The sequence below is a fragment of the uncultured Limimaricola sp. genome, from assembly GCF_964022235.1.
Taxonomy (GTDB): Bacteria; Pseudomonadota; Alphaproteobacteria; order Rhodobacterales; family Rhodobacteraceae; genus Limimaricola.
In genome coordinates this window covers 115,253-136,324 of sequence record NZ_CAXHZL010000004.1, presented here as the reverse complement: position 1 = coordinate 136,324, position 21,072 = coordinate 115,253, and the positions used below count along the sequence as shown (strand labels likewise).

Annotated in this window: 19 protein-coding genes, 1 tRNA gene and 1 pseudogene; 9 read left to right on the top strand and 12 right to left on the bottom strand. The window is 66.9% G+C overall.

Features of this window, described 5'->3' with window-relative positions; genetic code table 11:
• Positions 1-661: 661 nt before the first annotated feature.
• Positions 662-1,108, bottom strand: coding sequence for an A24 family peptidase (locus AADJ02_RS07390; RefSeq protein WP_341212349.1), 447 nt, complete (start codon positions 1,106-1,108; stop codon positions 662-664).
• 246 nt (positions 1,109-1,354) lie between these two features.
• On the opposite strand from AADJ02_RS07390, the gene AADJ02_RS07385 reads away from it, so the two are divergent.
• Together AADJ02_RS07385 and AADJ02_RS07380 are read left to right on the top strand one after the other, a co-directional pair.
• Positions 1,355-2,944 (top strand): DUF4331 domain-containing protein, encoded by a 1,590-nt coding sequence (locus tag AADJ02_RS07385; protein WP_341212348.1) that lies wholly within the window; start codon positions 1,355-1,357, stop codon positions 2,942-2,944.
• Between the two features lie 21 nt (positions 2,945-2,965).
• Entirely contained in the window at positions 2,966-3,169 is a 204-nt protein-coding gene (locus AADJ02_RS07380; protein ID WP_341212347.1) for a hypothetical protein, read from the top strand.
• A 122-nt stretch (positions 3,170-3,291) separates the two neighbouring features.
• Here the strand turns inward: AADJ02_RS07380 and AADJ02_RS07375 are convergent, their stop codons facing one another.
• The 3 genes from AADJ02_RS07375 to AADJ02_RS07365 are packed head-to-tail and all read right to left on the bottom strand — an operon-like array spanning position 3,292 to position 5,901.
• Complete coding sequence (locus tag AADJ02_RS07375; protein WP_341212346.1) at positions 3,292-4,149, bottom strand: type II secretion system protein GspK; 858 nt, start codon at positions 4,147-4,149, stop codon at positions 3,292-3,294.
• Entirely contained in the window at positions 4,146-4,733 is a 588-nt protein-coding gene (locus tag AADJ02_RS07370) for a prepilin-type N-terminal cleavage/methylation domain-containing protein (RefSeq protein WP_341212471.1), read from the bottom strand. The genes AADJ02_RS07375 and AADJ02_RS07370 overlap by 4 nt, the downstream gene beginning before the upstream one ends.
• 34 nt (positions 4,734-4,767) lie before the next feature.
• On the bottom strand, positions 4,768-5,901 hold the full coding sequence (locus AADJ02_RS07365; protein WP_341212345.1) for a penicillin-binding protein activator: 1,134 nt from the start codon (positions 5,899-5,901) through the stop codon (positions 4,768-4,770).
• A gap of 35 nt (positions 5,902-5,936) precedes the next feature.
• Here AADJ02_RS07365 and gspN point away from each other — a divergent pair, with 35 nt between their 5' ends.
• Positions 5,937-6,557, top strand: a complete 621-nt coding sequence (gene gspN / locus AADJ02_RS07360) for a type II secretion system protein N (RefSeq protein WP_341212344.1) — start codon at positions 5,937-5,939, stop codon at positions 6,555-6,557.
• 39 nt (positions 6,558-6,596) lie between these two features.
• On the opposite strand, the gene AADJ02_RS07355 is transcribed toward gspN, so the two are convergent.
• From AADJ02_RS07355 to gspL, 4 genes are read right to left on the bottom strand one after another with little or no spacing between them, the layout of a single operon-like run.
• Positions 6,597-7,814 carry a type II secretion system F family protein gene (locus AADJ02_RS07355; protein ID WP_341212343.1) on the bottom strand — a complete coding sequence of 406 codons (1,218 nt, stop codon included), beginning with the start codon at positions 7,812-7,814 and terminating at the stop codon, positions 6,597-6,599.
• A gap of 1 nt (position 7,815) precedes the next feature.
• Positions 7,816-9,369: an ATPase, T2SS/T4P/T4SS family gene (locus tag AADJ02_RS07350; protein ID WP_341212342.1), complete on the bottom strand. Its 1,554-nt coding sequence runs from the start codon at positions 9,367-9,369 to the stop codon at positions 7,816-7,818.
• A complete protein-coding gene (gspM, locus tag AADJ02_RS07345; RefSeq protein ID WP_341212341.1) occupies positions 9,366-9,827 on the bottom strand; it encodes a type II secretion system protein GspM in 462 nt (153 codons plus the stop codon). The genes AADJ02_RS07350 and gspM overlap by 4 nt, the downstream gene beginning before the upstream one ends.
• Entirely contained in the window at positions 9,824-11,092 is a 1,269-nt protein-coding gene (gspL, locus tag AADJ02_RS07340; protein ID WP_341212340.1) for a type II secretion system protein GspL, read from the bottom strand. The genes gspM and gspL overlap by 4 nt, the downstream gene beginning before the upstream one ends.
• Positions 11,093-11,138: 46 nt before the next feature.
• On the opposite strand from gspL, the gene gspG reads away from it, so the two are divergent.
• Genes gspG through gspD form a run of 5 tightly spaced genes read left to right on the top strand, consistent with a single transcriptional unit; the run spans position 11,139 to position 15,308 of the window.
• A complete protein-coding gene (gspG, locus tag AADJ02_RS07335) occupies positions 11,139-11,600 on the top strand; it encodes a type II secretion system major pseudopilin GspG (RefSeq protein WP_341212470.1) in 462 nt (153 codons plus the stop codon).
• On the top strand, positions 11,597-12,085 hold the full coding sequence (locus tag AADJ02_RS07330) for a prepilin-type N-terminal cleavage/methylation domain-containing protein (RefSeq protein WP_341212339.1): 489 nt from the start codon (positions 11,597-11,599) through the stop codon (positions 12,083-12,085). Before gspG ends, AADJ02_RS07330 begins: the two co-directional genes overlap by 4 nt.
• Complete coding sequence (gene gspI / locus AADJ02_RS07325) at positions 12,082-12,462, top strand: type II secretion system minor pseudopilin GspI (RefSeq protein WP_341212338.1); 381 nt, start codon at positions 12,082-12,084, stop codon at positions 12,460-12,462. Before AADJ02_RS07330 ends, gspI begins: the two co-directional genes overlap by 4 nt.
• A gap of 9 nt (positions 12,463-12,471) precedes the next feature.
• Positions 12,472-13,374, top strand: coding sequence for a type II secretion system protein N (locus AADJ02_RS07320; protein WP_341212337.1), 903 nt, complete (start codon positions 12,472-12,474; stop codon positions 13,372-13,374).
• The gene (gene gspD / locus AADJ02_RS07315) at positions 13,371-15,308 is read left to right on the top strand and encodes a type II secretion system secretin GspD (protein WP_341212336.1); all 1,938 of its coding nucleotides are present in this window, start codon (positions 13,371-13,373) and stop codon (positions 15,306-15,308) included. Before AADJ02_RS07320 ends, gspD begins: the two co-directional genes overlap by 4 nt.
• A 138-nt stretch (positions 15,309-15,446) precedes the next feature.
• Here the strand turns inward: gspD and AADJ02_RS07310 are convergent.
• Both AADJ02_RS07310 and AADJ02_RS07305 read right to left on the bottom strand, forming a co-directional pair.
• Positions 15,447-15,576, bottom strand: a pseudogene (locus AADJ02_RS07310) (IS481 family transposase); the annotation flags it as partial.
• Between the two features lie 416 nt (positions 15,577-15,992).
• Positions 15,993-16,082 (bottom strand) — tRNA-Ser (locus tag AADJ02_RS07305).
• A gap of 154 nt (positions 16,083-16,236) precedes the next feature.
• On the opposite strand from AADJ02_RS07305, the gene AADJ02_RS07300 reads away from it, so the two are divergent.
• Entirely contained in the window at positions 16,237-17,361 is a 1,125-nt protein-coding gene (locus tag AADJ02_RS07300) for an AI-2E family transporter (RefSeq protein WP_341212469.1), read from the top strand.
• A 7-nt stretch (positions 17,362-17,368) separates the two neighbouring features.
• On the opposite strand, the gene AADJ02_RS07295 is transcribed toward AADJ02_RS07300, so the two are convergent.
• Together AADJ02_RS07295 and AADJ02_RS07290 are read right to left on the bottom strand one after the other, a co-directional pair.
• Positions 17,369-20,014, bottom strand: coding sequence for a DUF3772 domain-containing protein (locus tag AADJ02_RS07295; RefSeq protein WP_341212335.1), 2,646 nt, complete (start codon positions 20,012-20,014; stop codon positions 17,369-17,371).
• Positions 20,011-21,045 carry a cysteine synthase A gene (locus AADJ02_RS07290; RefSeq protein WP_341212334.1) on the bottom strand — a complete coding sequence of 345 codons (1,035 nt, stop codon included), beginning with the start codon at positions 21,043-21,045 and terminating at the stop codon, positions 20,011-20,013. Before AADJ02_RS07290 ends, AADJ02_RS07295 begins: the two co-directional genes overlap by 4 nt.
• Positions 21,046-21,072: the final 27 nt, after the last annotated feature.

Sequence of the window (21,072 nt, the reverse complement as noted above, 5' to 3'; positions counted from 1 at the left end):
TGCCTGAGGTTTTATTGTATTGGTTTTATCGGCTTAGCAGACTCATCGAATTGCGGCGACATTGTGACCGCGGCGATCACATTTCAGCCAAGACGTGAGCCGTACGATATCGCGCCCTCCTTGAGTTGCCGTGGCGGAAGATATTGGTCACAGCCGAGGTTGTCCCGGGTCCGGCTATCCGTCGCGCGCTCTGAGGCGGCTTGAATGCACATCGCAGCACGCCTGACGGCCCATACCGCTACCGCAGTCGCGCGTTACAAGGGCCGGGTCAACCGCGTTTCTGGCCCCGGAAGCTCCCTCGGACGACGTCATTCATGATGTCTGCGCGCGGGCGGTCCTCTGCGGTGAGCAGGTGCCTCGCCGCTGTTGCCAGTGCCCGATCATGGACGCCCGCCGCGCTGCTCCAGATACAGATGGAACACGGTCTCCAAAAGGGACGTCCGACCGGACACAGCACCGCCAGGACGGTGGCATCATCTCGCGGACCGTTGCCAGGTTCCTCTGACCCCTCAGCTCGCCAATGCAACGATGGCGCGCGCGGCGTCGATCACCAATACGCCGCCCGCGATGCCTGTCGCACGGTCCTCTCGCATACCGTTCGATCGCAGCATTCGCCCTCCGCCCCGATGCCATAATCCACGCTGGACCAGGGCCGAGAGCTTTACCATATCCCCGACTGCCACAGCCACGAGAGCCAGAAAGCACCCGCCAGCCAAGGGCCGAACGCGATACGCCGGCCCGGCACGGCTCCCCGCCCCAGCTCCGTGAGCAAGGCTCCGAGAGATGCGACAAGCACGACGGCCGGTAGCGCCGCCCAGCCCAACCATGCCCCCGCCCCTGCAAGCAACTTGGCATCGCCTTGCCCGAGACCCTCGACCCCCCGCAAGCGCCAGAACACTTCGCCGATGACCCAAAAGACGCCAAAACCCAAGCAGGCTCCGACGATCCGCGCCGTGGGCCATCCGCCCAGTTCCAACGCACCTTGGACGAGACCGATGATAATCAACGGGAGGGTGATCGCATCCGGAAGCCGCCGCTCCCGGATGTCGATCACGCATAGCAGCAGGAGTCCGCCACCGAGAGCCAAGGTCAGCCACATTTCGCTCATGCTTTCCCGATCATGGCTGTGTCATTTAAACCCTTGAAAACCATAAAGTGTATGTAGGTCACGCAAAAAAATTATCGTGATACTGAAACTTCTTTGCCCCGAGCTAGGTGTCTGTGACGTCGGGTCGCAGGTTGGAACAATCATGGCGGGTACCGGCGGAAACTCGACCGTTCGACTGCGCAGTGGACGGATCATGGGAGTGAATGAGTAATGTTGATCAAACCAACGACAATCAAGACAGGGGCCATGACGGCACTGGCCCTGCTTGCGGCCTCTTCCGCTTGGGCTTCGTCCCACCGCGAAGCCCCCGCGATCACGGAGACACCGAAGATCGACGGCACCGACTTCTATATGTTCCGCAGCTACGAGCCGGGCCGGGAAGACTATGTGACGCTGATCGCCAACTATCAGCCGGTGCAAGCTCCCTATGGTGGCCCGAACTACTTCACGATGGACCCCGACGCGATCTACGAGATCCATATCGACAACGACGGCGATGCGATCGAGGACATCACCTTCCAGTTCGACTTCGACAACGACCTGACCAACGACGGCAAGGGCATCACCCTTGATATCGGTGGCAAGAATGTTGCGATCCCGCTGCGTCAGGCTGGGCAGATTACTGCCAAGGACCCCTTCGGCGCGCTCAATGAGACCGAGCGCTACACAGTGACGATGATCAAGGGCGATCGTCGCAGCGGCGAACGGTCCGATCTGACCAACCCTCGCTCCGGCAAACGTTTCGTGAAGCCGATCGACAACATCGGCAACAAGACGCTTCCTGCTTATAAACGCTATGCCGAGCAGTTCGTCTATCAAAAGGTCGAGGTTCCCGGCTGCAAAGGCGATGCGCGGGTCTTCGTCGGCCAGCGCGCCGAGGCTTTCGCTGTCAATCTCGGTGAGATCTTCGACCTCGTGAACCTCGTGCCAGTCCAAGGCGCTCCGAGCGGCGAATGGCCCCAATACAACACCGCCTCGCCCTTCCCGGGCGGCATCGAACAAGATCGCTCGAACGACGATCTGATCGGCAAGGCCAACGTCACCTCGATCGCCATCGAAGTGCCGATCTCCTGTCTGACCACGGGCAGCGATCCGGTGATCGGCGCCTGGACCACCGCAAGCCTGCCGCAGGGCCAGGTCGAGGATCCTTCGCCCAGCTATGAGCAGGACAGCAAGTTCGGCGGCGCCTGGGTGCAGCAGTCGCGTCTTTCGGCGCCGCTGGTGAACGAGGTCGTCATCGGTCTTCCCGACAAGAACCTGTTCAACGCCGCGGAACCGACCCAGGACGGGGCGCTGGCCACTTATGTGACCAACCCGACTCTTCCCGCCCTGCTCGACCTGCTGTTCCGCGACGCCGTCGGCGCCACGGACAACATCGCGCCGTCGAACTTCCCGCGCAATGACCTCGTCGCGGCGTTCCTGACCGGCTTCCCGGGCTTCAACGCCTCGTCCAACCCGGATGCCGTGCCGTCCGAAATGATGCGCCTCAACACTGCCGTGCCGGCCACCCCGGTCCAGCAGCAGCACACCTTCGGCGTCGTGGCCGAGGATCTCGCCGGCTTCCCGAACGGTCGTCGTCCGGGTGATGACACCGTCGACATCGCGCTGCGGGTCGTCATGGGGGCGCTGTGTCACGACGTGCCGCTGGGCGCCGAGCTTGGTGTCGAGGGCGCTGCGGAGGACACCGACAGCGATCTGGTCAATCTCGGCCTGTGCAAGCCGTCCGACGCTCCCGTGGGCAACCAGCCCTTCACCGATGGCGCGCCGCTCAAGGCAACCGAGTTCATGAACGCGTTCCCCTACTTGAACACGCCGCTTCCCGGCGCACGCTCCTAAGGAGCTGAAAGGAGAGACGCCATGAAAACAAGACTGAGCCTCGTCGGCCTGTCCTCGCTAGTCCTTCTGCTTGCGGCTTGCGATGACAACAACAGCACGCGCGGTATCGCCTCGCTTGGGTTTGGCTTCCTGCAGGTCTTCAATCAAGATCGCAATGCCGAGCCGAGCGACATCTCGGATCTCAAAATCGCGATGACCAGAACCATCGAGCCCTTCAATCCCTGATCGCTCGATCCTCAAACCAAGGACAGGCGCGGCCCGTGAGGGCCGCGCCTGTCGCGTTATTGAATATGGTTGGTCCGCAGCCGCGAGCGTCGATCCCGTCTTTGTCCTTGGGCTTGCCAAGTCTATGGCACGGGCGGCAGAACCTCGTCGCCTGCCGATCCGAAGCGCCGAGAGATCACCACCACCTCGCGTGTGCCTATGCCTTGCCGTCGCAAGAGTCGGCTTTCGAGCCTGACCTTCATCCCGTCGACCTCGGCCACGATGATGACGTCGAAGAGGTCGGACACGAGCCCCGCCCCCGGAGCGATCAGACCCAAGGTGGCGATATCATCGGTCTCCACCCAGCCGCCGTTCCGCTCGCGCAGCGCCACCAACCGGCGCGCTGCCGTCCGGTTCTGGAGCACCGCTCCGATCACCAGGGCATCGGCGGTGTTGAGGTTGATCTCCCCCGGAACCGGCAGCACGTCGGCCACGGGGCGCAGCCGTTCGATGGCCACGGAGTCGAGACCGGGGATCTGCTCCAACGACGTCGCCGGGCCACGATTGCGTAGAAAAGTCAAAATGCGCGGCACCGTCTCGGGCGGCAGTTCCAACTCCTCGATCAGCCGCGACAGGATCTGCGTCTGAGCGATCCCCCCCGCCGCCAGCCCGTTCAAGTCGAGCCGCGCATGAGCGTCGCGAATCTCGACCGAGAACCGGCCAGTTTCGAGCTCCACCTCCTGCTGCGCCACCGATGCCCAGGCTTCGGCATAGTGATCGGTATCGGGCCCCGTCTCCATGTCGCGCCGCAATGCCACCAGAACCGAAGTTTCGGCCCCGAGCGCCAGCGCCTCGGCCTGCACGGTGGCCGAGACCCGACGCGCGCGGTCGAGCAGGCTGTCCTGCGAGGTCAGCATCAACACGACGAGGGAGGACGCGATGGCCAGCGTGACCAGAACATTGACGAGGATGACGCCAGCCTCGGCCTCGCGCGTATTCATGGCTCCACCAGCCGCGACGTTTCGGCCAGACGCCGCACATTGAGCGTCTCGCGGCCCAGCGGTCCGCCCGGGGCGATGGTAAAGCGAAGCTCGACCCCTATGGGCGAGGCGGAACCGCCCTCGGGTGGCCATGCCTCATGCCAAAGCCCCCCGGCGTCGAGAACCCGCAGGCCCACCTCATCCACCGGAGAAACCAAGGCCTGTGACACCTGCACCCCGCCATCGGGACCCAACGCGCGGCGCCGCAACACGCCCGCCTCGCCCGCCCAATCCAGCGCGCTGCCGTCTGGCCCGGCCAACACGAGACGCCCCTCTTCGAGGCGCAGACCAACAACATCACTCTGCGCCACGTCGCGCCCGAACAGGATCAGCGCCCGGTCGATCTGCGCCACCGCCTCGAGCCGACCCTCGGTGCGCTCGCGCGTGCGGATCACCGTGTCGAGCACCGCGAAGGACGCGAGACCCACCAACGCGAACAGCGCCAGAGCCACCAGCATCTCGATCAGGGTGAACCCGGCCTGCCCGACCCGCGCCCGACTGTCCCGCGTCCGATTGTCCCGCGCCTGACCGGGCATGGGGTTCATCACCGAGGTGGCCGGCGCCGGGACGCGGCGCAGCTCATACCGAGGGAGCACCGATCAGCGTCGTGGCCCCGTCGGTCACCTTGAGAACCGCGAGACCGCGCTCGACGAGGCCCGAAGGCAGGATCTTGTAGGGTCCGAGAACGCCGTTGAAGCCCGCCGGGCGCTGCAATCCTTCGGCGGTCTGCTGACCGAGCCGTCCCAGCAGCCGGGCCATCTCGATCGCGTCGAAGGCCAGCCCGGCAACGATCCCGGCCTCGGCCTCGACTCGCTCTTCCAAGGCAATGGCAAAAGCCTCGAACCCGATCGGATCGGGAGCCGCGAACCATGCCCCTTGCAGCGCCGGGACCCGCTGCGGCGTGATCGCCGCCCACTGGTCGGAGCCGAGGATCTGCACCCCTGCCGCGCCGATCGCCGCGGCCTGCGCCTCGAACCCGCCGCGCACGCTGGGCAGGTAAACCGCGTCGGGCAGTTGCCCGCCCGACGCCGCACTCAGCCGGGCGGCGAGGTCTTCGGCGCCATCGGAGACGACCGGCTCGGACAAGGTAATGCCGTAGCCCTGCGCCGCCGCCTGCGCCGCCGCGATGGACCTTGTGCCAAACTCGCCCGGCGGGGCCACGACGGCGATACGCCGCAGACCGCGCGCCGCGGCAAAGCCCATCACCGATTTGGCCGACTGCAATGGCGTGACGCCGTAGACATAGAGATTGCCGCCAGCGATGGCGCTGTCGTTGGAAAACGAGACAACCGGTACATTGCGGCCCACCGCCTGCGCCACGGCCCGGCTCTGGCCCGAGAACAACGGCCCCAGAAGCATCTTCGCCCCCGCTTCGACCGCCTGCAGCGCCGCGGCGACGGCGCTCTCATCGGTGGTGCCAGCGTCGCGCAAGTCGATCTCGGCCTGCGCACCGCCGACCGCGCCGCCAAGGCTTGCGGCCTCGCGCATGATCTGGCCTATACTGGCCTGCGGGCCGGAGAGCGGCGCGAGCAGGGCCGCGCGCCCCACCGTTCCGGGCGGCGGCACCACGGCCTCGCCGCTGGCGCCGCAACCCGCCACCCCCAGAAGGGCCGATGATGCAGCTAGATGCCCCAGAAATCTCCGCCGCGACAGGCCCCGCGAACCGCGCTCGGCGCTGGCTGAAAGGGATTGGAACAGGGGTTGTCTTGGCATGTCTCACGGCCCTCGTATTTGGCGCGACACTGGTCATGACGATGCCCGCATCGGTCGTGCGGACCCTAGTTGTCCTGCCCCCCCAAGTCGAGACGCTATCGGGCAGCCTGAGCCGGGGCCGGGCCGGTCTGATGGGCGGATATACGCTTGATTGGACATGGTCTCCGCGCGAGTTGATCACCGGCAGGATCGCCGTCGGGATCGAACTTCAAGGCTCAGATACGCGCCTCGAAGGTCGGGTCGAGGCCGTCCCCTTTGCGGTCACCGCCCGAGACCTGCGGGGGCGTGCGGGGGCGGGGTTGCTGGCGCTGTTTCCGCGTCTCGCGGTCGAAGGATGCAACCCGCGCGCGGTGGTGGCCATCGACAGCCTCTCGGCCGGGCGGCGTGGTTTCGGTGCGCGGGGCATGGTCGAGACGTCGCAGGGCATCTGCCTCGACCGAAACGGCAACGAGATTCCGGTGCCTGCCATGGTCATGGGCCTTTCAACCGAAGGCGCTGATGCCAACGCGATCCTGAGCGATGACAAGGGCACCACTCTGGCCCGCCTCGCCGTCACAGGCGACCGCATCCTGCGCGTGACGGTGGAGCCGCAGGGCGCCGCCCTCGTGCCCGGCATGCCAAGCTCGGCTGCGACCTCGCTCGCCCTGCCGTTCTAGCCAGGCCGTTCCGACGCGGGCCGCCCCAAAAGATCGGCGTCAGACCACGAGGCTGTTGAGGTTGACGATCGGCAGCAGGATCGACAGCACCAGCAGCATCACGATCCCCCCCATGATCAGCAGGACCGCGGGCTCGACCAGCGCCACGAGGGCCGCGACCAGCGCATTGAGATCGCGCGACTGGTCCTCGGCGGCGCGGGTCAGGGTCTGGCCCAGTACGCCGCCCGCCTCACCGCTGGCGACCATGGCGATCATCATGGGCGGGAACACCCCCGCCTCGGTCAGGGCGGTCGACAGCGCCACGCCCTCGCGGACCCGGGTGGAGACGATCTCCACCCGCTTGCGGATATACAGGTTGGGCACGGTCTGTGCCGCCGCCCCCAGCGCCTCGATCAGGGGCACCCGGCTCACCGTCAGGGTGGCAAGCGTGCCCGCGAACTGCGCCGCATTGGATTTGAGCGCGAAGCGCCGGGTGACCGGCGCGGTGGCAAGCAGGCGGTGCCAGCGCATCCGCACGGCAGGCCGTCTGATCGCAAGCGCCGCGCCCCCCGCCACACCCCCCATCAGCGCAGCCATGACGAGGCCCCAGTCGTTGATGAGATCGCTCAGTCCTATCAGCGTTCGGGTGAGAAACGGCAATTCTGCCCCGCGCGAGGTGAAGACCCGCACGATATCCGGCACCACGAAGGTCAAGAGCGCCACGATCACGGCCAGCGAGACCACCGCAAGGATCGCGGGATACAGCAGGGCAAGTTGCACCGTCTGACGATTCTTGGCACGGGTTTCGACGAAACCCGACAGGTGCTCCATCACCTGCCCCAACTGCCCCGAGCTTTCGCCCGCCGCCACCGAGGCGCGGTAGAAATCCCCGAAAACCTGTGGGTAATCTCCCAACGCTGCGGCAAAACTTCGGCCATCGAGCACGGCGGCCCGCAGGTTCAGCAGCAGCGACGAGGCGCGGGTCGATTCCGCCTGCGCCGCCACGGTGCGCAGCGCGTCCTCGACCCGGATGCCCGAACCGATCAGCGTGGCGAGCTGGCGGGTCACGAGCGTCAGCGTGCGCAGCCCGATGCCGCCGCGCCCCTGCCGTACCGCGCCCGCCCCCGGCCCCCGCCGCGCCGCCGTCGGCTCGACCGAGACCGGCAACAGCTTTTGCGCGCGCAGCGCCTGCCGCGCGGCGGCCGAGCTCGACGCCTCGACGATGCCCTTGGCGGTGCGGCCCTTCGCGTCGACGGCGCGATAGGCGAAAGCCGCCATGTCAGGCGATCTCCGGCAACGTCGTGTCTTCGCGGACCGCTCGCGCGACCTCCTCGACCGTGGTCAGCCCGGCGCGCAGCTTTTCGACGCCGTCCTGAAGCAGCCCCGGCCCGCGCTTGCGTGCCGCTGCCGTGAGCTGTGCCTCGGACGCGCCCTCGTGCACCAGTCGCTCCAACGCGCCGTCGATCTCGATGATCTCGTAGATTGGCAGCCGCCCGCGATAGCCGCTGCCGTGACACTGCGAACAGCCCACGCCGCGCGACACCGGCGCGCCCGGTGGCAAGAGCCCGTTGAGCAGTCCGCTCTCGGTATCGGTCAGCGTATGCGGCGCGGCGCAGTCCGGGCAGATCCGCCGCACCAGCCGCTGCGCCACCAGCCCACGCAGCATCGGCGCCAGCAAGAACCGCTCTACCCCCATCTCGACGAGGCGAGAGACCGCGCCGATGGCGGTGTTGGTGTGCAGTGTCGACAGCACAAGGTGGCCGGTCATCGCCGATTCCACCGCGATCTGGGCGGTTTCGCGGTCGCGGATCTCGCCGATCATGATGACGTCGGGGTCCTGTCGCAGGATCGCGCGCAGCCCGCGTGCAAAGCTCAGTTCGGTGCGCGCGTTGACCTGCATCTGCCCGACGCCGTCCATCGTGTATTCGATCGGGTCCTCGACCGTCATGATGTTGCGCTGGCGATCGTTGAGCAGATCGAGGGCTGCGTAGAGCGAGGTCGTCTTGCCCGAGCCGGTGGGTCCAGTGACAAGAACCAGCCCGTCGGGGCGGCCCAGCATCCTCTTGAACGTCTCGAGGTCGCGCGGCGACAGCCCGAGGTGATCGAGCCCGAGCAGCGTTTGCCCCCGGTCGAGCAGGCGCAGCACCACCCTTTCGCCGAACTGCGAGGGAATGGTCGAAACCCGCACGTCGAGATCGTAGCCGCCGACCCGCAGCGATACCCGACCGTCCTGCGGCATCCGCTTCTCGGCGATGTCGAGCTTGCCCATGACCTTGATCCGGCTCACCAAAAGCGAAGCCAACGCCCGCTTGGGCGAGATCACCTCACGCAGCACGCCGTCGATGCGAAAGCGCACCACGAGACGGCGCTCCTCGGTTTCGATATGCACATCCGAGGCGCCTTCCTTCACCGCTTCGAGCAGCAGCGCGTTGATCAGGCGCACCACCGGAGCGTCGTCCTTCTGATCGAGCAGGTCGTCGACCGAGGCTGCGCTGTCAGCCAGAAGGGCGAGATCGCCATCGGCATCCGCCGCGACCTGCGCCGCCTCCGACGAGCTGTCGCGGTAGATGCGGCCTAGCTCTTCCTCAAAGGCTGCGGGCGCAATCTCCTCGAAAGCGACCAGACGGCCCGCCACGCGCTGCGCCTCGATCATCGACTCGAGGCTCGCCTCGGGGCGGTGACGGCAGACCGCCCGCCCGTCGGGGTCGCGCATCAAGATCACCCCGCCCGCATTGGCAAAGCCATAGCCCAGCCGGGGCAGCGCGCTTTCCGCCGGCCCGGAGGACGGGTCAGCCATGGTGACGGTCGGTGTAGCATTCGTCGTATCGGTCATCCCATCTCCTCCAGCGTCAGGCGCAGCGACACCACCCCCGGCTCGGTCCGCCGCTCGGCCTCGATCGCGACGACGCCGACCGCTTCATCGGTTTCGAGATCCGAGATCCACAGGATCACCGCGTCAAAGGCCGCCTCGTCGATGGTGACCCTCAGCAGCCCGCCGTCCGGCTCGAGCCGCCGCAGCAGCAGCCCCGCCGCCTCCGCGCTTCGGGTGACCCGCGCCGCGAGCGGCGCACGGTCTTGCGATAGTTCAGGGCGCTGAGTTGCAGGCCGGGCGGCGGCGGCCCGTGCGCTGGCCTCGACCAGACGATAGTTGGCGATCTCGGCACCGAGCGAGCGGCGATGCTCGTTCAGGGGCAGCCAGACGAACCAGATCAGCGCCAGAATCAGAGCCACCGGCAGGACCACGAACAGCAGCATTCGTTCACGCGGGTTAAGCCTCGACAGCGCGCTCATCCCGCCGACCCTCTCAGGATGCGCATCTCGACCTCGGCCATCCCGTCGCCCGCATTCGCAGCACCGCTGGTCACGGTGAACCCGCCAGACTGCAGCGCCCGCTGCACACGCTGCAGATCCTCCAGCCCCAACGCCTGCACTTGCACGATCAATTCCCCATCGGCCTTGCCCCATGACATCCGGCGAAACGACACCGTCTCATCCGCCGCGATCAGGGCCTCGAACACTTCCGACAGCAGTGGCAACAGGTCGCCCCGCTCGGTTTGGGCCACGTTCGAGACAAGCCGGGCGAGGATCGGCGTCGGGTCGGCCGGAATGGCGACACCGGGAAGGACCTGCTCCAACGCCGCCTCGGCGGCACGCCGCTCGATCTGCGCGATCCGGCTCAGCGCGGCGGCATCGACCCCCGCCAGCCCCAACTGCAAAGCCAGCCCCAGCGCCAGGATGCCCGCGGCCACGAGGCTCCTGCGACGCAACGCCTGTGTCGCCTCGCCCCGCGAACGGCTCGAGAAGCTGAAGGCCAGATCGGCGGGGTCCGGCGGCGGCGGTGTCTGCGACAGGTCGGTAGCCGTCAGGCTGGACGGCAGCGCCGCCCCGAGGCTGGTCATTGGCGGCTGGCCGCCCCGCCGCCAGACAAGTGGCAGCATCTCGGTCGCCACCGCGAAACCGGTGCCGTCGGAGACGCGCACCACACAGCGCGCGCCGTCGCGCCAGACCGCCCAACTCGGACCGCCCGCCGCTGCATCGGGGCGCGGAATGGCCAGAAAATCGGGCAGGATCGCCGCCCCCAGCGGTGCGGTGGCTTCGACGGTCGCGAGGGCGACACGGTCGACCACCAGTGCCAGAGCGCTGCTCTTGGGTGCGCCGGACAATGGGCCCGGCAACACTACCAGCGTCTCGATCGGCATGGCGAGGCGTTCCTCGACCGCAAAGGTCAGAAGCGCCCGACGCTGCCGCGCCGGGGCATCGGGCAAATCCACTCGTAGCGCTGTCACGACCTCTGATCCGATCAGGACAGGTGCCGGACGGCGCAGCCGAGCTGCGGCCGCCGTGCAACGCTCGGACAGCGGCGCCGAGGATGGGCCGGAGCGGGGAAAGGGCGTCACAAGTGGTTGGGGGTCGCCGGACAACGCGTCGCGCCCCGGCTCAGGAGCCGCTTTTTCCCTTGGAACCGCCTGATTTTTCACGAGCTTTTGCCTTTTCCAAGACCTCGCCACTGGTGTAGACTTACTACATATACGTCCCCCAAGAGGCAAAGGTTTCATGATCCGCCAGCTCTTTATCGGAGCCATGGCGCGCCGCGCGCGCCATATGCCCGAAACCCGGTCTCTCGCGACTCGATCCCCCGACGCCGGCGTCACTTTGATCGAAATGATGGTGGTGCTGGTGATCATCGCCCTCGTGGCCGCGATGATCGTGCCCAACGTGATCGGTCGCCCCGATGAGGCGCGGGTCGCCGTGGCCCGAACCGACATCCGCGCCATTGGCTCGGCGCTTGAGCTCTATCGCCTCGACAACCGCACCTACCCTACCAGCGCACAGGGCCTCGACGCCCTTGTCCGCGAACCCGTCGCGCCGCCGCAGCCCCCCAACTGGGCGGCGGGCGGCTATCTCGGCGCAGTGCCGGTCGACCCTTGGGGCAACGCCTATACCTATCGATCTCCCGGCGACAACGGCGGCTTTGACCTGATCTCGCTAGGGGCGGATGCGCAGCCCGGCGGCGACGGGGCGGATGCCGATATCATCCATGGGCAGGCGATGGTCGAGAATTGACACGCGCCGCACCGCTCCGCGACGGAGACGCAGGGCTTACGCTTGTCGAGGTGCTGGTGGTGCTGGTGCTGATCGCCACGGTCGCGGGCGCGGTCGGGCTCAACCTCGGACCGGGACGCAGCGAGGCGACGCTGGATTCGGAGTTGGCGCTGCTGCGCGCCCGAATGGAGCGCGCCTCGGACGAAGCGCTTCTGGCCGGGGCGCCGGTAGCCTTTGCCTGGAGCCAGAACGGTTACCGGTTTCTGAGCTGGACCCCGGAGGGCTGGGCCCCCCACGAGGTCGAGATCCTTGGCACGCCGCACGCGCTTCCGGATGCGATCCGGTTGCGCCGGGAAGAGGCGCGCGAAGGCGTGTTCATGGTCACCGCGCAGCTCTTGCCCGCGCAGGGAACGCCGCTGGTGCTGAGCGTCGGTGAAGGCGCGCCCGCCGGGGCCGAGCGGTTGGTCTGGGACGGTGTCTCGGCACGGCGCGAGCCCGCCCCATGAGCCGCCGCGACCCGCAGGCAGGCTTCTCGATGATCGAGGCGCTGATCGCGATGGCCGTGCTCGCGGTGGGGGCCGTGTCGCTCCTCGGAGCGACCGAGGGCCACAGCGCCCGGATCGGCGATCTGACCGACCGCACCGTCGCACGATGGGTCGCCGAGGAGCGGCTGACCGCGTGGCGGCTCGGGCTGCCCGAAATCGACGAGGCCCATGCTCAAGAAGAGGTCGAAATGTTCGGCCGCGCGTGGCGTGTGACGGTTGAGGCCACTCCCACCCCGGATATCGCGCTTGACCGGATCGAGGTCCGCGTGGCCCCGGCGAAGGCGGATGGCGCGAATGTGAGGCTGACGGGCTATATTGATACGGCACGCGACGGGTAGGCTGACATGATGACCATTTCGCTCACACATTTCCCCCTGCCGGTGCGGTCGCTCGCGACGCTTGCAGTGCTGCTTGGAACGGCGGTCACCGCGCCGCCGGTACTGTGGCATCTGGCCGGGCATTCCGAAGCCCTGCCCGCCCGGCCCGTCGGAGCGGCGCCTGCCCAGGCGACTGTGGAGGCTGCCCCCGCCGATCTCGGCCCGGTGCTGGCACTTGCACCGTTCGGCAGCGTGACGGCCCCGCCCTCCGAGCCCGCCGGCCCGGTCGGGGAAACGACGCTCGATCTGGTGCTGCACGGGGTGGTCCTGCGCGGCGATCCGGCCAGGTCGATGGCCTTCATCGGCACCAATGGCACCAACGAAGGCTACCGTCTCGGCGATGAAGTGGCCGGAGCGGCGAAGCTGATCGAGGTCGCGGCTCGCCATGTCGTGCTCGAGGTCGCGGGCGAATTGCAGACGCTGTCTTTTCCCGGTGGCGAGGATGCAACAGAACCGGCTTTCGAGCAGCCATCCGAGGGGCTCGGGCGGTTGCAGGCTCTCGTGGCGGCGCAGACCGCCGGGGCGGAGACGGCGGATGCGCCCGAGAACGATCAAGCTGACCGCGGCTTGGAGACTCCACAGGACTATATCGACATGTGGCGCGAACGCATCAGACAGAACCCCGCGGAGGTTCTCGATAGCATTGGGCTGATCCCGACCGACAAGGGGTATAGGGTGGCGGATGACCACGACAGCGGCGTAGGCCGCGCGGGCCTGCTGGCAGGGGATCTGGTGACACGCGTGAATGGACAGACAGTCGGAGACGTCGATAGCGATCGACGCCTTTATGACGAGGTGGCGGCCTCGGGCCTCGCGCAGATCGAGATCGAGCGCGACGGGCGTCTCATCAGCATGTCGTTCCCGCTTCGATGAAAAGCCCTTTCCTGCGATCGGCCCTGGGTGTCCTGCTGTGCTTGCCGCTTGCCTTGCCGGCCCAAGCGCAAGACACCTTTGTCATCAACCTGCGCGGCGCCGAGATCTCTGTACTGGCAGAGCAGGTGTCCGAGATCACGGGCCGGACGCTCGTGCTCGATCCCAATCTTGCGGGCGACGTCAGCGTCGTTTCGGCCGAACCGCTCGACGAGGACGGCGTTTGGGCGCTGTTCCAATCGATCCTTCAGGTCCGCGGTTATGTTGCCGTGCAATCGGGCACGGCGTGGCAGGTGGTGCCCGAGGCTCGGGCCCGCACGATCAGCGGCTCGACGACCAACGCCGAGGCGGGCAGCCAGGATTTCGTGACGACGATGCTCCGCCTTGCCCGCTTGCCCTCGGCCGAAGCGGTGCGGGTGCTGGCTCCGCTGATCGCAGAGTCGGGGTATATCGAGGCGATCGCCGATCCCAACGCCGTGCTGATCACCGACACTCGCGCCAATGTGGACCGCATCTCCGCCATCGCTCGCGCCTTCGACAGTGACGAGAACGTCCGCGCCGAGGTGATCCGTTTTGCAAATGCCGATGCGGTCGCCGTCGGTGCCGCGATCGTCGAAGTGCTGGGCGAAGCGGGCACCGGCGCGCGGTTGTCGGTCAACGCCTCAACCAACCAGCTTTTGGTACGCGGCAGCCCCGACGACATCCTCGAGATTCGCGACTTGGCCCGCTCCATGGATGTGGCACAACGGCAAAGTCCGCAGGCAACCATCTCGACGCAGGTGTTCCGCATGCAGTTCGGCGATGCTGCCGTCGTGGCCGAGATCCTTCGCGGCACCCTTGGTGACGCGGTCGAGCTGAGCAACCCCGTCGCCATCGATCAGGGCGCAGCTGTCGGCGGGGACGATGGCGAGGGCTTCGTGGCACTCGATCGTGCCACGCCCGCCACCCCCACCGCGGTCGCTATACAAGCCTCTGTCGAGACCAATTCGGTCATCGTTCGCGGCACGGCGGCACAGCTCGCCGAGGTCGGCCGGCTGATCCATGCGCTCGACGTGCGCCGCCCGCAGGTGATGATCGAAGCCGCGATTGTCGAGGTGTCGGGCGATGTGGCCGAGAGGCTCGGCGTGCAGCTCGGTTTTGGCAACGCCGCACCGCCGGGCCGAATTGCCGCGACCTCGTTCGGCAATGGCGGCGTGTCGCTGCAAGGCGTGCTAGCCGCCCTCGGGGCCACCAGCTCGGTCGCGCTGTCGACGGGGTTGACCGTCGGCGCGGGAAACAACGATTTCGGCGCGCTGGTGCAGGCTCTGGCGCAGTCGAGCCGGGCGCGGCTCTTGTCTACGCCGAGCGTCACCACGCTCGATAACGAGCCGGCGACCATCGTGGTCGGCCAGAACGTACCGTTCCGCACCGGCAGCTTCGCCACCGACGGCAACACCGCCACGCCCTTCACCACGATCGAGCGCCGCGACGTGGGCATCACCATGAACGTGGTGCCGCGCATCACCGCCGGCAACGTGGTGCAGCTGATGATCGAACAGGAGGTGTCGAGCCTTGTGAACGCCAATGTCGAAGGGGCCGCCGATCTCATCACCAACCGCCGGGTCATCAACACCACCGTTCTGGCCGACGACCGCGGCACCGTCGTTCTGGGCGGTCTCATCACCGATGACCGCCAGTCACAGGATGCCAAGGTGCCCGGCCTCGGCGATGTCCCGGTGATCGGCAACCTGTTCAAATCGCGCAACGCGCAAAAGACCACGCGCACCTTGTTCGTGTTCCTGCGCCCAACGATCCTTCGCGACCGCGGCGACATCCGCGAGGCGGCGGAGCAACGCTACGACAAGCTGCAGGCCGCAGATGTCACGCCCCTGCCAAAGTCCCTGTTGACCCAGCGCGAAGTGCGTCAATTGCCGCTCGAAATCGAGGGGCTGTACTAGGTGTTTGATCCCATGGCCACGTCGCACGTCTCTACGTGGACCTGTTCGGTGAACTGTTCGCCCTGAAATGACTGCGCTTTGACATGCGCCTGTTTTCCACGTGAGGAGACGGGCGATGAAAAAGAGCCCATTCGGGGCGGAGCGCCTCAATTCCGAGATGGCGGGCTGCAGCGCATAAAGGCAGTCGCCCTTAGACGGCAGAGAATGCCGCCTAGGGGCGAAGATGATGGCCCCCTTCCTTGGCGCTCAGCACCTCCGAGCGGGGGTCTGATGCCCCCTTCGACGGGTCGGCGATCGGAGGGTGCTTGCATAACATCTGCATCGTTGTCGGGCTGTTTCCATATCACCGGGTGAGCGGCCCTATACTCTTTTCACTACCTCGGTTTTCTCGACGAACTGCCGCTGCCGTTCGGGCGCTGCCATCGGGAACCTGGCGAGAACCGCCTTCATATCAAAGCCGGATATCGCAACACTTGTTTGCGAGACTATACACTTGGGGTCGGGAGCATAGGGCAAGTGAAATGGTAATGTCGTCTGCTGCGATTCATTGCCCCGCGCGATAGTAGTTAGCAATAAATCGCGACCGGAAGCAGCGCGCCCATGTGTTGCGGCGCGATTCAATTACGGCGTGATCAAGAAATATGACCTGATCGCTACCAGACTATGTGGCAGGAAATGAGGTCTTGGCGGAGCGAGAGGGATTCGAACCCTCGAGACGGTTCCCCGCCTACACACTTTCCAGGCGTGCGCCTTCGACCACTCGGCCACCGCTCCGTTGCGGGCTCAGTAGCTAAGCCGGAAGAGCATTGCAAGGGCCGACGGGGCGCAATATCGCGCGTTGATTGCTACCGGCCCGCCGCTCCCGCATAGTAAGGTGGCAACATCACGCGAGACCTCCAAGTTGATCAACGAACCGCCCCGCCAGACTCTGCGATCCGATCGCTCGAGATCGCATCTTTCGCCCCGCGATCCGCACCGGGTGCAGGACGTCGCGCTCATCATCATCGCCTTTGCGGTGGTGCTGTTTCTGCTGGTGCAGGCGCGGTTTTTGCTGATCTCTCTCGTGACAGCCATCGTCATCTTCTCGCTTATGAGCGATGCGATCAACTTCATCGCCCGCGCCCGCATCGGGCCGCTGGCGATCCCGAACTGGCTGGCCTCGGTCGCCGCGGTCGTGGCCATCGCCGCCACGCTGCTGACGCTCACCTCGATCGTTCTGGCGCAGATCAACACCGTGCTGATCACGACGCTGAGCTATGCCGACCAGGCGCCCGAGGCGATCGCGGCGCTGTTCTCGTGGCTGGGACAGAACACCGAAGCGGCGGTGCTCAACTCGCTGCGCACGGTCGAGCTGGGCGGCTATATCCGCACGCTCGCGAGCCAGGCCGGCAACCTGATGCAGGGCACGGTGCTGGTGATCCTCTTCGTCGGCTTTCTCTTTGCCGAGCGGGTCTGGTTCTCGACAAAGCTGGTGAACTTCGTGGGCGACCCGGTGCAGGCCGACCGCGTGGGCCGGATCATCGGTTCGATCATCCGGCGGGTGAACCGCTATCTCGCAGTCAAGACGCTGGTGTCGCTGATGACCGGGGTCATGGTCTGGGCGCTGGCGGGGCTGTTCGGGCTCGAGCTGGCGGTGCCCTTGGGCATCCTCACCTTCATTCTGAACTATATCCCCAACATCGGCTCGATTGTCGCCACGGCGCTGGTAGCGCTGGTGGCCTATGTGCAGCTGGGAGATCCGGCCGCGACCGGGGCGATCTTCGCGATCACCGGCACGATCCAGTTCATCAACGGCAACGTGCTCGATCCGATGATGATGGGTCGCGCGCTTCGGCTGTCTAGCTTCGGCATCATCATCAGCCTCGCCTTCTGGGGGGCGGTCTGGGGCATTCCGGGGATGTTCCTGTCGGTGCCGATCACCGTGGCCGCGATGATCGTCTGCTCCGAGATACCGGCGCTGCGCCCTCTCGCGATCCTGCTGTCACGAGAGGGTCTGCCAGAGCCCGAGACCGAGACGCGCGACAACGGACCCCGGCAGGAAGCGGCGGAGTAGCGCCGCCTCAGCTCGCGTCCGAGCGCAATGTCTCGGGGTTCTTGAGCCACAGATCCTGCTGCGGGAAGGGGATCTCGATCCCCGCAGCCTTGAAACGCCGCGCGATGTCGAGGTTCATCTCGGACTGCACCGCGACGAGGAAGTTGATGTCGCGCAGGATCGCGCGGATCTCGAACTCGAGGCTCGAGGGGCCGAAGGAGCGGAACAGCACCGCCGGTGCCGGGTTGGCCAGAACCAGCGGGTGGTCTTCGGCGACCTCCATGAGGATCTCCTGCACCTTTACCAGATCGCTTCCGAAGGCCACGCCCACGGGCACGATGACCCGGCCCACCGAGTTGCCGCGCGTCCAGTTCGTCACCTGGTTCGAGACCAGATCGGCGTTGGGCACGATGACATCGGTGCGGTCGAAGGTCTCGATCCGGGTCGAGCGCACCGAGATGTCGCGCACATAGCCCGACTGCCCGCCCACCTCGATCCAATCGCCCTCGCCGATAGGGCGCTCGATCAGCAGGATGATCCCCGACACGAAGTTCGACACGATGTTCTGCAGGCCGAAACCGATGCCGACCGAGAGCGCACCGGCGACGATGGCGAGGTTCGACAGATCCAGCCCGGCTGTGGTGATGGCGAGGATCGCCGCGGTGGTGATGCCGACGTAGCCAAAGCCCACCGCGACGGCGTTCTGGCCGCCGAGGTCGAGCTTGGTGCGCGGCAGCACCACCGAGCGCAACGCCCGCTGGATCAGCCGCGTCAGCGCGTAGCCGATCACGAAGACCACCAGAAGCCACATGAGGTCGGTCGGCTGCAGGCGGGTCTCGCCAAAGGAATAGCCTTCTCGGAAGCGGGTCCAGACCTCGGCCAGATCCTCGGAGCGCGCGCCCCAGATCAGAGCCAGCACCGGGACAGCGGCGAGAATCAGGAACAGCCCGATCAGCACCGGCACCAGCGCGTCGCGCGCCACATCCTCGGAGCCTGTCGCCACGGTCCACAAATCGAACACCAGCCGCTGCAACAGCACCAGAACGCCGATCAGCATCATGGTCTTGATCGCCGGGATCAGCAGCGCATCCGACAGCGCCGCATAGCCTAGGATTGACAGCAAGGGGGCCACCAGCGCCACGGCCATCGCCACCTTGCCCAAAACGGAGAGCAGCCCCTGTCGGAAACCGGTGGTGTCGCGCCGCGCGGCCTCTGGCTGCGGGGTCGAGACCGCCGTGGCGGGCGCACCGTCATGCGCCACACCCGCAAGCGTACGGCCCAGCAGGAACAGCGGGATCGCCATCAGCAGCTGCAGCGGCAGATAAAGCGCGGCCTCGGCCCCTTCAGGGGCATCCGCCGTGGCAATCAAGGCCTGTGACACCTGCGCCAGAGCGATGGCCCAGCCAAGCATCATCAGCTGTCGTCGCGCGCGGGTCTGGCGCGCGACGGCGATGCCCGCGATCGGCTGCGCCGCCTCGGGGCCAAAGAACTGCCCCGCCATCCAGCGCGCCAGCAGCACGGCGAGCCCGGCCATCGGCAACGCTGCCAGCAGAGCGCCCGCCCGCGGCCCGTTCATCCCCGCGAGGTCGAGCGCGCGCGCGATCAGCACCAGCCCCGCAAAGGGCAGCGCCACCTGTCCCAGCGACACGCCGAACCCCATGGCACGCGATCCGCGCCTGTCGGCGACGAGAATGCGGCGGCGTAGATGCCGGGCCCAGAGGCCCGCCCGCATCAGCAGCCCACCGATCAGCCCCAAAAGCAGCACCTCGGCCAGAACCCCGCGCAGCGCGTCGCGGCGCGACGAAGAGGTCCAGCCGGCCCAAAGCTCGGCACGCAGCGCCTCGGCTCGCTCGAACACCACGACCAAAGCCGCAGGCCACAGACCGGGGTTGAGCGGCGAGACGCCGCGATCGCCCAGCGCCCTGCCCCGCCGTTCGCGGATCAGCCGGTCGATCTCGCGGATCAGCCCGTCGGCATGGGCATAGGCTTCGTCGGCCAGACGCACGGGCGCGCGCAGCCGCATCAATTGATCGGTGAGTGCCGCGCGGCGCGCAGCGAGGGATTCGTCCTCGGCCCCGGCTTCGGGCGCGACCCCCAGCGCGGTGAGCTGCGCCTCGACGGTGCCGATGCGCCCGCTGTTGGCGCTGCGCGCCTGCTGGAACCTGTCGCGCCAGACCACGAGATCCTCGCGCAGCCGCTGCAGCGCAAAATCGGAGCCCTGTCCGCGCTCGGAAATGGCTTCGCTGCGCGCCGCCGTGCGCTCCCAGCTCTCCCAGTTCACGCCGCTTTCGGCCAGCACCGCCGACAATGGCCCGGTGCCCGGCAAGCTGGTGCTGCCCGAGGTATAGGCGGTGACGGGGGTCAGGATGTCGGGTTCGGCCGCTTGGCCTTCCGCCCCGCCCTCTGGCACATCCCCCTCCGCAGCGTCCCCTTGGGAAGCCTCGTCCGTCGCCTCGACGCTCAGCGCCTCATCGACGCTGGCGGCCGGGGCGTCCGACGGGACGGCTTCGGGCGGCGTTGCAGGCTCGGCCTCTGGCGCGTCGAACAACCCGCCCGGCGCGGGCGAGATACCTTGCGCCAGAACGGGGCCGGCCCCAAGAGCAAGCCAGATGGTCAGCATCAGCCGACCGGCGAAGCGCGATCCCTTGCGGGCCGCCGGGATGCGGGCGCTCATGCGTCCTCGAAGACGCCCGGGATGGAGGACGGGCCCTGATCGAGCCAGTCCGGCGTCGGCAGCCCCTTGGACTTGAGGAAGTCGGGGTTGAACAGCTTGGACTGGTAGCGCGTGCCATAGTCGCACAGCACCGTCACGATGGTATGGCCCGGCCCCAGATCGCGCGCCATGCGCATCGCACCCGCGATGTTGATGCCCGAGGAGCCACCGAGGCAAAGGCCCTCGTGCTGCAGCAGGTCGAACACGATCGGCAGCGCCTCGGCGTCGGGGATCTTGTAGCTGAAGTCAGGCGTGAAGCCTTCGAGGTTGGCGGTGATCCGGCCCTGCCCGATGCCTTCGGTGATCGAGTCGCCCTCGGATTTCAGCTCACCCGTGGTGTAGAAGCTGTGCAGTGCCGCGCCTTCGGGATCGGCAAGACCGATCTTCACACCCTTGGGCTGCAGTGCCATGCCGACGCCCGCCAGCGTACCGCCGGTGCCGACGGCGCAGATGAAGCCGTCGACCTTGCCCTTGGTCTGTTCCCAGATCTCGGGGCCGGTGCCGTCGATATGCGCCTGCCGGTTGGCGATATTGTCGAACTGGTTGGCCCAGAGCACGCCTTCGGGCGTGGTGCGTGCCAACTCTTCGGCGAGGCGACCCGAATAGCGCACATAGTTGTTGGGGTTGCGGTAGGGGGCCGCGGGCACCTGCACCAGCTCGGCGCCGGCCAGCCGCAGCATGTCTTTCTTTTCCTGGCTCTGCGTCTCGGGGATCACGATGACGGTCTTGAAGCCCATCGAGGCACCCACAAGCGCCAGACCGATGCCTGTGTTGCCAGCGGTGCCCTCGACGATGGTACCGCCGGGCTTCAGCGTGCCCTTCGCGATCGCGTCACGAATCATCCACAGCGCCGCGCGATCCTTGACCGACTGGCCGGGGTTCAGGAACTCGGCCTTGCCCAAAATCTCGCATCCCGTCGCCTCGGAGGCGGCGCGCAGCCGGATCAGTGGGGTGTTGCCGACGGCGGCGGCGAGATCGGATTTGATGTCCATTTGGCGGCCTTTCCTGTGTTGCCTGAG

Coding starts and splice junctions, on each gene's coding strand:
- AADJ02_RS07390 (WP_341212349.1), bottom strand. CDS start 1,108: ATGAGCGAAATGTGGCTGACCTTGGCTCTCGGTGGCGGACTCCTGCTG.
- AADJ02_RS07385 (WP_341212348.1), top strand. CDS start 1,355: ATGACGGCACTGGCCCTGCTTGCGGCCTCTTCCGCTTGGGCTTCGTCC.
- AADJ02_RS07380 (WP_341212347.1), top strand. CDS start 2,966: ATGAAAACAAGACTGAGCCTCGTCGGCCTGTCCTCGCTAGTCCTTCTG.
- AADJ02_RS07375 (WP_341212346.1), bottom strand. CDS start 4,149: ATGAATACGCGCGAGGCCGAGGCTGGCGTCATCCTCGTCAATGTTCTG.
- AADJ02_RS07370 (WP_341212471.1), bottom strand. CDS start 4,733: ATGAACCCCATGCCCGGTCAGGCGCGGGACAATCGGACGCGGGACAGT.
- AADJ02_RS07365 (WP_341212345.1), bottom strand. CDS start 5,901: ATGCCAAGACAACCCCTGTTCCAATCCCTTTCAGCCAGCGCCGAGCGC.
- gspN (WP_341212344.1), top strand. CDS start 5,937: ATGACGATGCCCGCATCGGTCGTGCGGACCCTAGTTGTCCTGCCCCCC.
- AADJ02_RS07355 (WP_341212343.1), bottom strand. CDS start 7,814: ATGGCGGCTTTCGCCTATCGCGCCGTCGACGCGAAGGGCCGCACCGCC.
- AADJ02_RS07350 (WP_341212342.1), bottom strand. CDS start 9,369: ATGACCGATACGACGAATGCTACACCGACCGTCACCATGGCTGACCCG.
- gspM (WP_341212341.1), bottom strand. CDS start 9,827: ATGAGCGCGCTGTCGAGGCTTAACCCGCGTGAACGAATGCTGCTGTTC.
- gspL (WP_341212340.1), bottom strand. CDS start 11,092: ATGAAACCTTTGCCTCTTGGGGGACGTATATGTAGTAAGTCTACACCA.
- gspG (WP_341212470.1), top strand. CDS start 11,139: ATGCCCGAAACCCGGTCTCTCGCGACTCGATCCCCCGACGCCGGCGTC.
- gspI (WP_341212338.1), top strand. CDS start 12,082: ATGAGCCGCCGCGACCCGCAGGCAGGCTTCTCGATGATCGAGGCGCTG.
- AADJ02_RS07320 (WP_341212337.1), top strand. CDS start 12,472: ATGACCATTTCGCTCACACATTTCCCCCTGCCGGTGCGGTCGCTCGCG.
- gspD (WP_341212336.1), top strand. CDS start 13,371: ATGAAAAGCCCTTTCCTGCGATCGGCCCTGGGTGTCCTGCTGTGCTTG.
- AADJ02_RS07295 (WP_341212335.1), bottom strand. CDS start 20,014: ATGAGCGCCCGCATCCCGGCGGCCCGCAAGGGATCGCGCTTCGCCGGT.
- AADJ02_RS07290 (WP_341212334.1), bottom strand. CDS start 21,045: ATGGACATCAAATCCGATCTCGCCGCCGCCGTCGGCAACACCCCACTG.